The 15,090-nt window shown below is 50.8% G+C and carries 12 protein-coding genes; all 12 read right to left on the bottom strand.

Annotation, left to right across the window (positions count from 1 at the left end):
• Positions 1-20: 20 nt before the first annotated feature.
• Positions 21-449, bottom strand: a complete 429-nt coding sequence (gene rplP, locus EHT25_RS29255; RefSeq protein WP_124878981.1) for a 50S ribosomal protein L16 — start codon at positions 447-449, stop codon at positions 21-23.
• Between the two features lie 49 nt (positions 450-498).
• Positions 499-1,389, bottom strand: a complete 891-nt coding sequence (gene rpsC / locus EHT25_RS29250; RefSeq protein ID WP_124878980.1) for a 30S ribosomal protein S3 — start codon at positions 1,387-1,389, stop codon at positions 499-501.
• A 12-nt stretch (positions 1,390-1,401) separates the two neighbouring features.
• A complete protein-coding gene (rplV, locus tag EHT25_RS29245; protein WP_124878979.1) occupies positions 1,402-1,791 on the bottom strand; it encodes a 50S ribosomal protein L22 in 390 nt (129 codons plus the stop codon).
• Positions 1,792-1,866: 75 nt separating this feature from the next.
• On the bottom strand, positions 1,867-2,145 hold the full coding sequence (gene rpsS / locus EHT25_RS29240) for a 30S ribosomal protein S19 (protein ID WP_124878978.1): 279 nt from the start codon (positions 2,143-2,145) through the stop codon (positions 1,867-1,869).
• Positions 2,146-2,152: 7 nt separating this feature from the next.
• Positions 2,153-2,977: a 50S ribosomal protein L2 gene (gene rplB, locus EHT25_RS29235; protein ID WP_124878977.1), complete on the bottom strand. Its 825-nt coding sequence runs from the start codon at positions 2,975-2,977 to the stop codon at positions 2,153-2,155.
• A 38-nt stretch (positions 2,978-3,015) separates the two neighbouring features.
• Positions 3,016-3,309: a 50S ribosomal protein L23 gene (rplW, locus tag EHT25_RS29230; RefSeq protein WP_124878976.1), complete on the bottom strand. Its 294-nt coding sequence runs from the start codon at positions 3,307-3,309 to the stop codon at positions 3,016-3,018.
• Positions 3,310-3,315: 6 nt separating this feature from the next.
• Complete coding sequence (gene rplD / locus EHT25_RS29225) at positions 3,316-3,942, bottom strand: 50S ribosomal protein L4 (protein WP_124878975.1); 627 nt, start codon at positions 3,940-3,942, stop codon at positions 3,316-3,318.
• Positions 3,943-3,945: 3 nt separating this feature from the next.
• Positions 3,946-4,566 carry a 50S ribosomal protein L3 gene (gene rplC, locus EHT25_RS29220; RefSeq protein ID WP_124878974.1) on the bottom strand — a complete coding sequence of 207 codons (621 nt, stop codon included), beginning with the start codon at positions 4,564-4,566 and terminating at the stop codon, positions 3,946-3,948.
• Positions 4,567-4,905: 339 nt separating this feature from the next.
• Positions 4,906-5,211, bottom strand: coding sequence for a 30S ribosomal protein S10 (gene rpsJ / locus EHT25_RS29215; protein WP_111626176.1), 306 nt, complete (start codon positions 5,209-5,211; stop codon positions 4,906-4,908).
• Positions 5,212-5,388: 177 nt separating this feature from the next.
• Positions 5,389-7,491 carry an elongation factor G gene (fusA, locus tag EHT25_RS29210; protein WP_124878973.1) on the bottom strand — a complete coding sequence of 701 codons (2,103 nt, stop codon included), beginning with the start codon at positions 7,489-7,491 and terminating at the stop codon, positions 5,389-5,391.
• A 183-nt stretch (positions 7,492-7,674) separates the two neighbouring features.
• A complete protein-coding gene (gene tamL, locus EHT25_RS29205; RefSeq protein ID WP_124878972.1) occupies positions 7,675-10,005 on the bottom strand; it encodes a translocation and assembly module lipoprotein TamL in 2,331 nt (776 codons plus the stop codon).
• Positions 10,002-15,026: a translocation/assembly module TamB domain-containing protein gene (locus EHT25_RS29200; protein WP_229311832.1), complete on the bottom strand. Its 5,025-nt coding sequence runs from the start codon at positions 15,024-15,026 to the stop codon at positions 10,002-10,004. The genes tamL and EHT25_RS29200 overlap by 4 nt, the downstream gene beginning before the upstream one ends.
• Between the last annotated feature and the right edge of the window lie 64 nt (positions 15,027-15,090).

Genomic DNA, 15,090 nt, shown 5'->3' with positions numbered 1-15,090 from the left:
CGACAACCGATTTTCCCGAGTTAGTCTTCTGTTTCCTGATAATCCCGGCGAACAACGAATCTTGTTTTGAGCGGTAATTTCTGGGCCGCTAAACGAAGGGCTTCATTGGCCACGTCTAAGGGTACACCGGTTGCTTCAAACAAGATGGTTCCCGGTCGTACGGCAGCTACCCAGTATTCGGGAGCTCCTTTTCCTTTACCCATCCGAACTTCGGCCGGTTTTTTCGTGATGACCTTATCCGGAAAAATACGGATCCAGACTTGACCTTCACGTTTCATGGCACGGGTTACGGAAATACGGGCCGCTTCGATCTGGCGGGCTGTGATCCAACCGGGTTCCAGCGACTTGATGGCAAACGATCCGAAAGCGATTTCGTGACCCCGTCCGGCAATGCCTTTGACACGGCCTTTTTGCTGCTTGCGAAACTTGGTTCTTTTTGGTTGTAACATCTTTAGTCGTATCTAAAGGACGTGCCTGGTATGACGTCCGATGTTCTTACTATCTTTTGCGTGGACCTCCGCCCTGGCCACCACCGCCCGGACGCTGACCACCTCCGCCTTGTCCACCGCGCTGACCGCCACGTTGACCTCCGCCCTGGCCACCGCCACGGTTTTGGTCATTCCGACCCCGGCGACGATCGCCCCGGTCGCCTTCGCCACCGCGTTCACCCCGGCGATCTCCGCGATCATTCCGGCGTTCACCCCGATCATTACCGCGATCCGATTGAGCGGCAGTAATTTGAGCGGCTGGTGACAAATCACGTTTGCCGTACAGTTCACCTTTGAAGACCCAAACTTTAATACCGATTTTTCCGTAAATCGTTTGAGCTTCCGATATAGCGTAATCGATATCGGCGCGAAGCGTGTGCAGGGGTACGCGTCCTTCTTTGTATTCTTCCGTACGGGCCATTTCAGCACCGCCCAGACGACCCGATACGCGAACTTTGATTCCCTGAGCGCCAACCCGAATGGCCGAGCTAATCGCCTGCTTCATGGCACGACGATAAGAAATACGCGCCTGAAGTTGTTGAGCAATCGTTTCGCCAACCAGTTTGGCATCGATTTCCGGACGTTTGATCTCGAAAATATTGATCTGAACGTCTTTGCCGGTAATTTTCTTTAGCTCTTCCTTGATTTTATCGACCTCGCCACCGCCTTTACCGATCACAATACCCGGACGGGCTGTGTGAATGGTTAAAGTGATCCGCTTCAGAGTCCGCTCGATAACAACCCGGGCTATTGATCCTTTCGGAATACGTGCCTGAATATATTTTCTAATTCTTTCGTCTTCAACCAGCTTATCAGGAAACTCTTTGCCGCCATACCAGCTTGAGTCCCATCCTTTGACGATACCAAGCCGAAAACCAACGGGGTTTACTTTTTGTCCCATTTTATTGTCTTGTTATTCTGCGTTTTCTGTTGAAACTACGGGTGCAAGCGTCAGCGATTCGGCCGCACTTTCAATCACGACAGTGACGTGGTTGGAGCGCTTACGAATCCGGTGGCCACGACCTTGTGGTGCAGGACGCAGACGTTTCAGCATCCGACCACCATCGACGAAAATCGTCTTTACGTACAGGTCAGCGTCTTCAGCGCGTTCGTCTCCGTTTTTTTGCTGCCAGTTAGCAACCGCCGAGAGCACCAGCTTTTCCAGCAGAGCGGCACCGGCCTGGGGTTGATAACGCAGAATACCCAATGCTTTGCTAACCTTCTGGCCCCGGATCATATCGGCTACAAGCCGCATTTTGCGAGGAGACGAAGGCACATTTTTTAGCTTTGCTACTGCTTCCATTTTCTTATGGTTTGTAGTTTAGGTTCCTAATCTGTTAAAAGCTAAAAACCGTAAACCAAAAACTGTAAACTGTTTCTACCGTTTGCCTTTGTCTTTTTTCGCAACGTGCCCCCGGAAGTTACGGGTTGGCGAAAATTCACCTAACTTATGACCAACCATGTTTTCGGTGACGTACACCGGAATAAACTTGTTGCCATTGTGCACCGCGAACGTGTGGCCAACGAAATCCGGAGAAATCATTGATCGGCGGGACCAGGTTTTGATTACAGACTTCCGGCCTGAATCGTTCATGGTGTCCACCTTCTTTTCCAGACGAAAATCTATGTAGGGACCCTTTTTGAGTGAGCGTGCCATCTACTTCTTATTTTTTCCGTTTACTAATGATCAGACGATCTGAATACTTGTTCACCGGGCGGGTTTTCTTGCCTTTCGCGTACAGACCCGTACGTGAACGTGGGTGACCACCGGATGCCCGTCCTTCACCACCACCCATCGGGTGATCGACCGGGTTCATGGCAACACCACGAACGCGGGGACGAATACCCAACCAGCGGTTCCGGCCAGCCTTACCCATGCTCACGTTCATGTGATCCGGGTTCGAAACCGAGCCTACCGTGGCAATACAGGCTCCCAGAACCATCCGTTGTTCGCCCGAAGGCATCCGCAGAATAGCGTATTTGTCTTCGCGGGCAACCAGCTGAGCGTAAGTACCGGCGCTCCGAACCATCGCGGCTCCTTTACCAGGCTTCAACTCAACGTTATGAACAATGGTACCGATTGGCATGGCCGACAATGGCAGCGCATTCCCAACTTCCGGAGGAACAGACGGGCCTGAAATGACCTGTTGACCAACCGTAATACCTTGCGGAGCAATGATGTAACGCTTCTCGCCATCTACATAAAACAACAGGGCAATCCGGGCCGAACGGTTGGGATCATACTCAATTGTTTTCACCGTCGCCGGTACACCGGTTTTATCGCGTTTGAAGTCGATAACCCGGTATTGTTTTTTGTGACCGCCACCGATGTAGCGCATCGAACGGTGTCCCTGATTGTTCCGGCCACCGGTTCTTTTTATCGTAACCAGCAGGCTCCGTTCCGGTTTGTCCGTTGTGATATCGGCAAAATCCGGGGCCACGCGGAAGCGCTGGCTCGGGGTTGTTGGTTTCAGTTTCTTAACTCCCATGATTCCTAACTACTTCGTTTAGTCGTTCGTGGTTGCGCTTATGCTTCAGCGTAAATATCGATGATCTCTCCGTCGGCAACTGTAACAATTGCTTTCTTCCAGGTTGACGTACGGCCTGCCGTTACAGCACCTTTCTTCGTGCTTTTCGACTTCATGTGCCCATAGCACCGCATCGTATTCACTTCCGTCACCGTAACACCGTACAATTTTTCGACAGCCTTTTTGATTTCGATTTTGTTGGCATTCATCGACACCTCAAAACCGTATTGTCCCTTCTTATTCTGGGCCGTCACTTTTTCGGTAATGATCGGTCTTTTCAGTACGTTTTCCATAATCAATTACTGGAGAAGAGATTCAAGTTTTGACAAAGCCCCTTCAGCAATCAGCAGTCGGTCGGCGTGCATCAGATCATACGTGTTAACCGTGTCAACCGTAGTCACTTTTGCTTTTTGCAGGTTGCGGCTGGAAAGAACCACATTCGTATCTACCTCGGGCAGAATCAACAGGGTTTTCGTATTCAGCGCGTCAAAACCGGTCAAAAATTCAATGTATGACTTCGTGCGGGGACCTTCCAGCGTGAAGTTTTCCAGGATGGAAACGCTGTTTCCCTGCGCTTTGGCAGCAAGAGCCGATTTACGGGCCAGTTGCTTTACCTTTTTGTTCAGTTTGAACGAATAATCGCGGGGACGAGGACCGAAGATGGTTCCACCACCGACAAAAACCGGTGATTTGATGGAACCGGCGCGGGCACCGCCCGTACCTTTTTGCTTCTTGATTTTACGGGTCGAGTGCGCATTCTCAGCGCGTTCTTTCACTTTGTGCGTTCCCTGACGTTGGTTAGCCAGATACTGTTTCACGTCCAAGTAGATCGCGTGCTCGCTTGGCTCAATTCCGAAGATATCGTCCGACAAAGTAACTTTTTTGCCCGTATCTTCTCCTTTCGAGTTATAAAGTGCTGCCTCCATGATTTACTTATCTAAAATGAGGAACGAATTTTTTGCGCCCGGAACCGAGCCGCTCACAACGATCAGATTTTGCTCTGCCAGCACTTTCAGAACGCGCAGGTTCTGAACTTTTACCCGGTTGCCACCCATCCGACCGGCCATCCGGATCCCTTTGAAAACCCGTGACGGGAAGGAGCAGGCACCGATAGAACCCGGGTGACGTCCGCGGTTGTGCTGACCGTGGGTTTGACCACCGACACCACCGAATCCGTGACGTTTCACAACGCCCTGAAAACCGCGACCTTTAACCGTTCCGACGACATCGATAAAGTCGCCTTCGACAAAAACATCCGCAGCCTGCAGGGTATCGCCCAGACTCAGCTCTTTTTCGAATGTTTTGAACTCAACTAACTTGCGTTTCGGCGTCGTACCGGCCTTTTTGAAATGGCCTTGCAGCGGTTTGCTCGTACGTTTTTCTTTTTTCTCGCCGTAACCTAACTGAACAGCTTTGTAGCCGTCATTTTCCTGCGTTTTTACGTGTGTAACAACGCAGGGACCAGCCTCAATAACTGTACATGCCAGAGCCTGCCCGTCAGCATTGTACAGACTGGTCATCCCAATCTTCTTTCCAATTAAACCAGACATAAATAAGTGGTTGTAAAGCAGGAATTTATAAGTATGAACCCGAAAAAATCGGAGTGCAAAGGTAGGAATTACTTCCTTTTATTCCAAACCGTAGTTTATTTATTCTCAACTATTTCCGAATCGGCTAAAACAAAAAAGGCCAGGCGTGTTCCACCTGACCTTTCGCTCGGTTGACACAAATGCATGTGTTACCGGACTAAAATAGTCAGATGCGGTTTCCGTGTGGGGACCTTCACCCGAGGTATGTCGTTGCTTTTACTTCTGATTCGGACTGCAAAGGTAAGCTATTTTTTTTCTTCAGAAAACTTTTTTCAGGAAAGTTACTAAAGAATTTAAGCTTTATACTTTGATTTCAACATCAACCCCACTCGGTAACTCCAGTTTCATCAATGCATCGACGGTTTTGGCGCTGGTTGAATAGATATCTACCAAACGCTTGTAGGTGCAAAGCTGGAATTGCTCCCGTGATTTTTTGTTGACGTGCGGAGAACGCAGTACCGTAAACTTCTCTTTTTCGGTCGGCAATGGAATCGGGCCGCTCACAATAGCACCCGTCGATTTAACGGCTTTAACAATCTTTTCAGCCGACTTGTCGACCAGCATGTGGTCGAAGGACTTCAGTTTAATCCGAATTTTTTGATTCATGACAAGTTGTGGTTCTGAGAGAATAAAACCGGTTTTAAACCGGTGGTTGATCCGCTGCCGAAAGAACCATTTACTCCAGCAGCGCGACTTTTATTTTAATTAACAATGAACAATTAAAAATGAAGTACTCACGTTCAACCGTTCATTGTTAATTATCAATTGTTCATTTATTAAAACTTAAGCTCTTACCGTCCCTTTGGCTTTCGCTACGATTCCTTCCGCCAGGTTGGTCGGCACCTGCTCGTAGTGAGAGAACGTCAGGTTGGCGGTTGCACGTCCGGACGACATCGTACGCAGGTCGGTAACGTAACCGAACAGTTCCGATAGCGGAACATCGGCTTTGATTACCTGCGAACCCGCGCGGGAGTCCATTCCCTTCATGATACCACGACGACGGTTCAGGTCACCCGTGATCGGACCGGTGTATTCTTCCGGCGTCAGAACTTCAACGGCCATGATGGGCTCGAGCAGTTTCGGACCGGCGTTTTTAGCCGCTTCCCGGAAGCCCAGACGAGCGGCCAATTCGAACGACAGTGAGTCGGAGTCAACGTCGTGGAAAGAACCGTGGAACAACCGTACTTTCATCGAATCCAGCGGATAACCGGCCAACGGACCCGTTGACATCGCTTCGCGGAATCCTTTTTCGACCGATGGAATAAATTCGCGCGGAATTACCCCACCCACAATACCGTTGATAAATTCCAGACCGGTTTTGCCTTCTTCGCCCGGCATGATTTCGAACACGATATCGGCAAATTTACCGCGACCACCCGTTTGCTTTTTGTACAGCTCGCGGTGTTCGAAGTTCTTCGTCAGCGTTTCTTTGTAAGCAACCTGCGGAGCACCCTGGTTTACTTCCACTTTGAATTCACGACGCATCCGGTCGATGATGATCTCCAGGTGAAGTTCACCCATACCCCGGATAATGGTCTGACCGGTTTCTTCGTCGGTTTCCACTTTCAGGGTCGGATCTTCTTCGATCAGCTTACCAATCGCTTTCGAGAAGTTGTCCTGATCGGCGGTTTTCTTCGGTTCGATGGCGTACCCGATAACCGGATCCGGGAAGATCATGGATTCCAGCACGATCGGGTTTTTCTCATCACAAAGCGTATCGCCCGTTTTGATGTCTTTGAACCCGACAACCGCACCAATATCACCAGCCCGCAGTTTATCGATCTGGTTTTGTTTGTTGGCGTGCATCTGGAAAATCCGTGAAATCCGCTCCTTGTTGCCTGAACGGGTGTTCAGAACGTACGAACCGGAATCCAGAATACCCGAATAAACCCGCACAAAACACAGGCGACCTACGTAGGGGTCAGTTGCAATTTTAAAACCTAAAGCCGTAAACGGATCGCTTTCCGTCGGATGACGAACCACTTCCTGATCGGTATTTGGGTTTGTTCCTTTGATCTCCGGTTTGTCGAGTGGCGAAGGCAGCAACGACATCACGTAGTCGAGCATCGTCTGAACACCTTTGTTCTTGAACGATGAACCACACAACATCGGCACGATTTTCATTTCGATCGTAGCCTGACGCAAAGCCGTCAGAATTTCATCTTCCGTAATCGACTCCGGATCTTCGAAGTATTTCTCCATCAGCGACTCGTCGTAATCAGCGACGGCTTCGAGAAGTTTTTCGCGCCATTCCGTTGCTTCTTCCAGCATGTCAGCCGGAATGGGCACTTCCTGGAAGGTCATACCTTTATCGTGCTCGTTCCACTGGATACCGCGGAAGTTGACCAGATCGACCACCCCTTTGAAGTTATCTTCGGCGCCAATCGGCAATTGCAGCGGCACGGCATTGCTGCCGAGCATGTCTTTCACCTGCTGACAGACGTTCAGGAAGTCGGCACCGGCACGGTCCATTTTATTCACGAAGCCCAGACGAGCGACGTTGTAGTTATTGGCCAGACGCCAGTTGGTTTCCGACTGTGGTTCCACACCGTCTACCGCACTGAACAGGAACACCAGACCGTCCAGAACGCGCAACGAGCGGTTTACCTCCACCGTGAAGTCAACGTGGCCCGGCGTATCGATGATATTGACATGGTAGTTCTGGTCCCGGTATTTCCAGTTGACGGTTGTCGCAGCGGACGTGATGGTAATCCCACGTTCCTGTTCCTGCTCCATCCAGTCCATGGTAGCGGCCCCTTCGTGTACCTCGCCAATTTTGTGGCTAACCCCGGAGTAATAAAGAATCCGCTCGGTGGTCGTCGTTTTACCGGCGTCGATGTGGGCAGCGATACCAATGTTTCGCAGGTATCGAAGATCAGTTGCCATAATGAAGTATAATTCAGAAGTTAATTTACAATTGCAGGCAGACCAAAAAGCACATTAATTTTATTAAAAAGGCACTTTTTGCGAATCAGAGCGCAAAGATAGGGAATTGGGTGGCTAAAAGCAAAACTATTGTGAAGTCTCTTGCAAAAGTTAATGATCAGGTAATGAAAACGATACCGGTTTTTAGAACGGATAGCCCACCGCTACGTTCAGAATCAAATTGTCGCGTCGCCAGGCCCGGCTGCCGGGGTCGATCTGGTCGAACACCCACTGCTGACCTTCGGGCAGCCACGGTTTACGCAGTGGAAAGGCCAGATCAAACCGTACCACGAAATACGAAACGTCGATGCGCAAACCGACACCCGTACCTACCGCCAGTTGCTTGTAAAAATCGGATTTAAACTGGGTGCCGAAACCGTAGGAACTCTCACTGGAATACATCCAGACGTTGCCAACGTCTACGAACAGCGCACCCTGGAGGTATTTATTAAATTTGGGCCGGAGTTCGGTATTGAATTCCAGTTTGATATCGCCCCCGCCGTCCTGAAGCTGCACACTCCCGTCCTGATTGCGGGTAAAAATTCCCGGGCCGACTGCTCGGGGTCGGAATGCCCGCAGGCTGTTAGCGCCCCCCACGAAATACTGTTTCACAAACGGCAACTGATCGGAATTGCCGTAGGGAACCCCAAAACCGCCAAAAAACCGGTTGGCCCAGGTCATTCCCGGCGATAATTTAAAGAAATGCCGGCTGTCGACATCCATCCGGATAAACTGTGAATACGGAACGCCAAAAATAACTCCCTCCCCCAATTCATTGGTTTTCTTAACGAATAACGACGCCAGATTACCGGCAGGTTCGACGTTTACACTCAGGCGATGCGTATAAGCGGAGGTGGTCCGGGGCGATGAGCTTACGTTATACGTATACAATGTACTGAGAATAAGCTGCTCGGATTTCAGAATGTTAATGTACTGCTGGCGCGTATTGGGGTCATCTTCCAGTGCGAAGAATTTCTCCGTAAAATTCGACGGCAACACGTAATTGATGCTGATCGGCTGAAAAATATGCTCCGTCTGCGGACTGCTGCGCCAGGTATAACCGAACGTAGTCAGGAAGGAATTCAGGTGGTATAGCTCTCCCCGCACGATCAGGTCATAGCCCAGCGAAACAATGGTTTGGGGCAGCGTTTGCCCCCGCTCGTAATGCTTGATTGGAATCGGAGACACCAGTCGGGGAAATGTCAGACTGGTCTGGATGCCGTATCGATAGTTGGCTACGCCCTGTCCGCGTGCGCCAACCTGAAATTCAATTCCGGCATTCGCATTGACGGTGAACAGTTCCGACCGCCCCAGCACGTTGCGGTTTCGCCAGTTCAGCGAAAGTTGTGAACCGACGAGGTTGTTGGAACGGCTCGTTCCGGCCAGCTCAAACCGGGCGGACTTTTTCGGGTACGGCGTCAGGTAATAGTGAACGTCCAGAACTGCCGAGTCGCCCACTTCATCCGGCTCAAACCGGTTCCGGACGAACTTAAACGAACCCACGTTGATAAACCGCGACAAGGTCTGGTCCTGTGCCCGGCTGTTATACCGTTTTCCGGGCTGTAAGGCGATGATATCCCGAAACAACTTAGGATTGTACGTCCCGGCCGGATCAACAATTTTCAGTTTGCCAAACTCAACGGCCCGGTTTTGCGCGGTGTCGGTCCGGGTGGAGTTGGACGAAAGGCTGTAGTTTGGATAAACGTAAATATCACGGATCGAATACGGCAGCAAAGCCGCTGCGGGTGTTTCGGGTTTAATGGCCAGGTAGAGCCGGGTGCGGTGTTTCCCCTGAGCGGTATCGGCCAGAACGGCTATGTAATCGGGCTGGAAATAGAAAAACCCCTGCCGTTGCAAAGCCTGCGTAATGCGCTCCCGTTCCAGCTTGATGACGTCAAACCGGTAGGGATTGTCTTTCCGCAACAACGTCCGCTTTTTAACCTCAACCATCGATTTTCGCAGGGAGGTCGAATCCATCAGAAACGCTACGGAATCAATGTAATAACGCGGTTGAACCTGTACCTGATAAACGCCGGTGGTCTGGTAGTTTTTCGAGCTGTCGGGGTTATCGCGCAGGCTCCCGGAAACCGTCGAACGGAAATACCCTTCGTTTTCCAGAAAAGCCATCCAGATCAGCGAGTTGGACGATAAGGCTTTGGCGCTCGCAAAAACCGGTGCTTCGCCAAATTTCCGGCGGAACCAGGCCCGAAACCCCTTCTCCTTTTTGGGTTCACCCATCAGGTAATACAAACCGACTTTATAAGGATAGCCAAACAGCAGCTTGTTGGGTTTGGGACGCGCCATGTCGGCCAGCACGGTTTCAATATCGCCTTTCTCCGTTTTGGAAACCGTTGAATCGACCTGCACATTGATTTTCGTGCCGACGTACAATTTTTCACCGGGCGGAATGTGCCGGGCTACGTGGCATCCGGTCAGGATCAGGAAAAAAGATATATATAGTAGACCCCTTCTCATTGATTCGTTTTTTCCTCCGACTTATGAAATAATTCACTTAACAGGTTGTAATCCACGGTAATGACAAACCCAATCCCGGTTTCAATGACATACCCTTCCAAAACCGCCTGATAATCACTTTTGCGATACCCGCGCATCATGTATCGACCGTCACGGGTGAGATTATAGTTCAACGACAGGTTATCAAATACTTCGTTCGGATTACGAGTGATGTTGCTGTCATTCTTTTCCAGCAAAAAATTACGCCCCACAGAAACCGTCAATCGTCCCTGCAGAAAACTCTTGGAAACGCCTACGTTGAGATCGGTTCGGGAACCCACCGTATTATTTGGCCGTGCAGCCTGGGTCGTTGAAAGCAGATCAAAATTGACATCGACTCCTTTGATCAAACTGGAGGCAAAACGCTCCAATTGATCCGAAAGGATCTTGCTCACGCTGCTTCGGGCGAGTTCTTCCGTATTAATAAGGCTACCACCTGACGAACTGGAAGATGTTTCGGCAATAAAACTGCCCAATACCATCAAACCAAAAACTTGTTTGTTCAACTGCGACGGGTCCTGGCGTAACTGAGACAACTTTGTATTGACGGCATCGATCACCAGACGGGACGCCAGAAAATCCTCATCCGGCATCGCAATGTCAAAAGTAATGTCCGGGGCCGATAACCGTCCTTTCATTTTTAGCAAAACGTTGAACGGAATTTTCTGCTTCGACGCAATCCGGAGTTGTTCGCTGGTTTCGTTGGCAATCAGGTTGGACGGCACGGCGTTGGTTTGGTAAATAGCCGTAATGTCCAACTGTGCCCGGAGCGGGTCACCTGTCCAGGTCAGGTTGCTGCCTTTCTGGATCGAGAATTTGCGTTTCAGAACCTGATACGTGAGCGAATAGTCTCCCTCGGTAACATCGTAACGGCCCAGCAAGGTAATGTTTCCGCTTTTGGTAATGCCCACATTCAAACGGGCGTTGCCCTTAATTCGCAGATTATCACCGTTCAATTCATCGACAACGACGGTAATTTCCGATTTATCATTGACTTCCAGACTCAGGTCAATCTGGGCGTTGCTCAGTTCTTTGAAAGCTCTCCGGCGCGTTGCCGTATCCACTTTCGCCACGGTCAGGTATTTCCGTAACGCTAATGTATCGTTGTGATCAATGAAGGTAACAATCTCACGGGCTTCGTTCACAGTCGAACTCTGGTCGGGCAACACCATCGTAATTTTGCTGTCGTCTTCCAGTTTAATCGAACCATTGATTGTCGGGCTGGTTCCGCTCCCGCGAATGTTCAGATTGGCACTAATGGCCGCATTTCCATACGCCAAGTCATTGTCTTTCCGGGTGGCATTCAGCACCTGAAACTTGTCAGCCTTGATGTTCAGGTTATAGGCTACGTCCGGCAACTTCCGAAGCGTAATCGTCCCGTTGGTAGTCAGCGTGCGGTTTAAGGCGTCGCGAACGCTGAAATCCTGAAACGTGATGGTCTTTTCGTTGAACCGGATGGTTTCTTCGTCGATTTTATACGTGGCATTGAGATACGCGACGTTGAACGCCAGTGAATCGAACGACATCGATCCGTTCATCCGTGGCTGCTCAACCGAACCCTTCACATCGACCTGCCCCCGCAGCCGCCCGCTGGTTTGCCGTAACTGACCAAAGCTGAAGGCTTCGATGGTCCGGGCACTCAACGAATCCAGTATAATCTTGAAATCCAGCGCATTGGCCGGATCGGAGGCTTTGTAAAAACCCGTTACCCGCGCCTGGTTTCCCGAACCCACCAGCGTTACATCCGTCGAAATCCGTTGTTCGGTCGTGTTTTCAAATTTGGCTGCCAGATTGCCCAGCGGTTTTGCCATTACGTTCAAACTATCGACGTTGATGTTTCCGGTAAACGACAGATTGGTCAGGACGTTTCGCAGCATCACGTCGCCGTTCAGTGTCCCTCCTACCAGCGTCGTATCCTGATTGGCCAGCTTCGACATATTCGTCAGGTCGATGTTTTCAACATTGACGTGCAAAGGCGCATTCGGTTGCGGTACGATGCTGTTGATCAGAATCTTCTGTTTACCGGTTTGAAGCAAAAACTTCTCCGCAACAATCCCGTCTTCGCTATATTGGATATACCCCGTCGTATCGCTGGACCAGCGCTGGTAATTGGTCAGCAACCCGTCGGGGTTAAACCGGAACTGATACGCCCGGTCGGCAACCGCCAGATTTCCGGACAAACCATACCACGCCCGGCCCGTCGAGTCGTCCGATTCAATCTCGAACCACAGGCGGTTTTTGATCGCTTCCGCATTCAGTTTGGTAACGTTCACCTGTATGCCACTCGCATTGGCCGAATTCATCTGACCGGTTATCCCCAGACGACCATTGAGTCCTGCCAGATTCATGGTCACGCCCTGAATCTGCATGGTGTCGTATTCAACCAGACCGGTTTTCAACGAAGCCGCAAAGGTTGTATCCCGCACATTATCCACGTAGGCTTTGAGCGTAACCGGATCCATTTTGGTCAGGGCGGGCAGAAAAGCCGTCAGCAACGGATGCTGATTGACAGTCATATCCAGGTTAAAACTATACGGCGGATTGACCGGTTTGTACGTCAGATCGGGCAGTTGGATGTACTTGCTGAATTCGCCAATGGCAATGTCGCCCAGCCGGGTGTAGTCGAACTGACCATTGAGCGTCATCGTAGCAAAAGGCAGTTTGGCTTCCACGATTTTCCGAGCGCCGTCTACGTCGGTTTTGACGTAAAATGAATCCAGCGGGTACGTTTTGCCGTCATACCGCACCACGGTTTCGCGGGCCACCAGAATACCGACCGGTTTGGCCGGATCGGTGGACGCAAAATCAAACCGCATTTTTCCTTCGAGGCTCAGCGGATCTTTGTATAGTTTTAGTTGCGTCAGATCCAGTTTATCAATGGCTATTCCACCGCGAACACTGGGAAAATCCTGCAGCAGACCGACCTGCGTGTTCAGCGCCAATTTGGCATTCGGGTCGTCCAGCGAGCCTTTTACATTCAACAAGCCCTGATTCAAGTTTCCCTCCGCATCCAAATTCTGGTAGTTATACCCGTTCAATTCCGCCTGACGAACGTTGAGGTGAAAGGCGGTTTGCATGGTTTTAACATCGATTCCCTGCCCATCGACGGTTGCATCGGCGGTAATACTGCCGATGGTTCCCTGCTGGCCCAGCCAGCGCCCAGCTTCAAATCGCGCCAGCTCTACTTTCCCTTTATAAGCCTGATTTTTTCCGGCCACAAAACCGCGTATGTTGCCGTTAAAATCGACATTTCCCCAATCGGTTTGCAGCAACGAATTGATATTCAGGTTATCAAGCGCTCCCTGAAACCGCCCCGTCAACCGGAGTTTCGGCGGAATGTTGAACGAATCCGGCAGCGTCCCTTTCGGAACCAGTTGCTGAATATCCCGCAGCTGGGTCGAGCCTTCGGTCAGGTTAATGTCCATCGCCAGGCGGTTTACATCCGTCACGTTCCGGAGCCGTCCGCTGGCCCGCAGCCGGGTTCCCGACAGCATATCCACTTCAAAAGTTGGAATGCTCAGATTCGCCAGCGTGCCGCGCATCAGCGTGTTCACCCGAATCACGCCCTGACGGTTTCCGGTAAACGGTGGTGTGGTGGCCAGAAACGGCGCCAGTTGCAAAATATCGGCAAACGCCACCCGGCTTTGTTTCAGATTGACGCGAATACCAACCCGGTTTGCTTCGCGCGGTCGGCTGAGTTGCCCGATGGAATCATACCGCAAAATCAACTGATCACGCAGCAGCGTCTGGGGTGTCTGCACATAAAGCCGCGTTACCGAGGTCAGGGTGTCGCTGTATAAAACATCGGCATCGAGTCGCTGAAGCGTAAAACCGCTTTGATCCCGGAAGCGCCCCCCGCGAAATTTGCCAAAAATGTATTGCGGGGTGTATTGCAGCGCTTGGGCAGACAATGAAAAATCCTGCAAATCGAGGTGTCCGTAATCCAGACCGGTTTTCTGTTTCGGCTGCGTCTGATCCTCAAACCGGATGCGGTTTTTGGCCAGCGCAATTCGGCCGATGTTGGCCCGCCAGCCACCCGATTCGTCGGTGGTCGAAGCGGTTTTGGTTGCTGGTAAAGACGTCGGTTCTGCGGTTTTGGTCGGTTTGGTCAGAATGGCGGCAATGTCCGAATTTTCGAGTTCCAGCGATTTGATTCCGATTCGTTCCCCGTTCAGATATAGATAATCGGCGTCCATTGCGAGTCGTCCGACGGTGCCTTTGGTTTGGAAATTGGCTTCTTCGACGGTAACGTCCCAGCGCGCCCGGTTCAGTTTCCAGCTACCCAGTTTCAGATCAAGCGTGTCGCCCGGTGCCGACGTATCGGGCGTTTCCGGCGTGTCGATTCCTTTGTAAAGCCGCGTAGTGGCAATTAATCCGTCGACGCTGACATCCTTCAGATGATATTGAGATTTATCAACGTTTGTTTTGTCGAAATTGGCGTTCAGGCTATCGACGTACGCGCCCACATCGGCTCCGGCCACATCGTCTTTGTACCGGATCCGAACATCTTTCATCAAAATCCGGGACAAACTGATATCCAGCGGAGTAGCTGTCGTATCGACCGGTTCGGCGGGGCCGCCGGTGTCGAACGCGTCGATGATGTATTGAAAATTGAAGACCGTATCGGGCAGGGTGCGATTCAGGTTGACACTTATTTTTTCCAGTTCGATCTGATTCAGCGCGAGCCGGTTTTGCAACAGACCCATCATGTCGAGATCGACGCGGAGTTTTTGACCGGTCAGCAACGTGTCGCCTTTGGGCGTAATAAACAGCACATCTTCCAGCCCAACGTAATCCGGAATTTCGTACGTAATCTTGCCGATCCGGAAGGGACTTTTCAGTTTTCCGGCTAAATAATTATTGACCTGACGGGTCACAAACTCCTGGCCCCAGGTGGTTGTTGCAACGACGCCGAGGAAGCCAATGACCAGAAATATCAGCGCCAGAATGGCCAGAAAAAAAACCGTCAGAAATTTTTTCACGTTACTTCAATAAGTCCCCGAATAGTCTTTCACAAACTCCCATTCGGTCCTGGGTATGTTACGT

The sequence above is a fragment of the Larkinella rosea genome (assembly GCF_003858635.1).
Classification (GTDB): Bacteria; Bacteroidota; Bacteroidia; order Cytophagales; family Spirosomataceae; genus Larkinella; species Larkinella rosea.
The sequence above is the reverse complement of the archived record's forward strand: the minus strand, read 5'-3'. Positions and strand labels throughout refer to the sequence as shown.

Bases quoted from the DNA above. Each gene is read 5' to 3' on its own strand.
- rplP (WP_124878981.1), bottom strand. From the start codon at position 449: ATGTTACAACCAAAAAGAACCAAGTTTCGCAAGCAGCAAAAAGGCCGT.
- rpsC (WP_124878980.1), bottom strand. From the start codon at position 1,389: ATGGGACAAAAAGTAAACCCCGTTGGTTTTCGGCTTGGTATCGTCAAA.
- rplV (WP_124878979.1), bottom strand. From the start codon at position 1,791: ATGGAAGCAGTAGCAAAGCTAAAAAATGTGCCTTCGTCTCCTCGCAAA.
- rpsS (WP_124878978.1), bottom strand. From the start codon at position 2,145: ATGGCACGCTCACTCAAAAAGGGTCCCTACATAGATTTTCGTCTGGAA.
- rplB (WP_124878977.1), bottom strand. From the start codon at position 2,977: ATGGGAGTTAAGAAACTGAAACCAACAACCCCGAGCCAGCGCTTCCGC.
- rplW (WP_124878976.1), bottom strand. From the start codon at position 3,309: ATGGAAAACGTACTGAAAAGACCGATCATTACCGAAAAAGTGACGGCC.
- rplD (WP_124878975.1), bottom strand. From the start codon at position 3,942: ATGGAGGCAGCACTTTATAACTCGAAAGGAGAAGATACGGGCAAAAAA.
- rplC (WP_124878974.1), bottom strand. From the start codon at position 4,566: ATGTCTGGTTTAATTGGAAAGAAGATTGGGATGACCAGTCTGTACAAT.
- rpsJ (WP_111626176.1), bottom strand. From the start codon at position 5,211: ATGAATCAAAAAATTCGGATTAAACTGAAGTCCTTCGACCACATGCTG.
- fusA (WP_124878973.1), bottom strand. From the start codon at position 7,491: ATGGCAACTGATCTTCGATACCTGCGAAACATTGGTATCGCTGCCCAC.
- tamL (WP_124878972.1), bottom strand. From the start codon at position 10,005: ATGAGAAGGGGTCTACTATATATATCTTTTTTCCTGATCCTGACCGGA.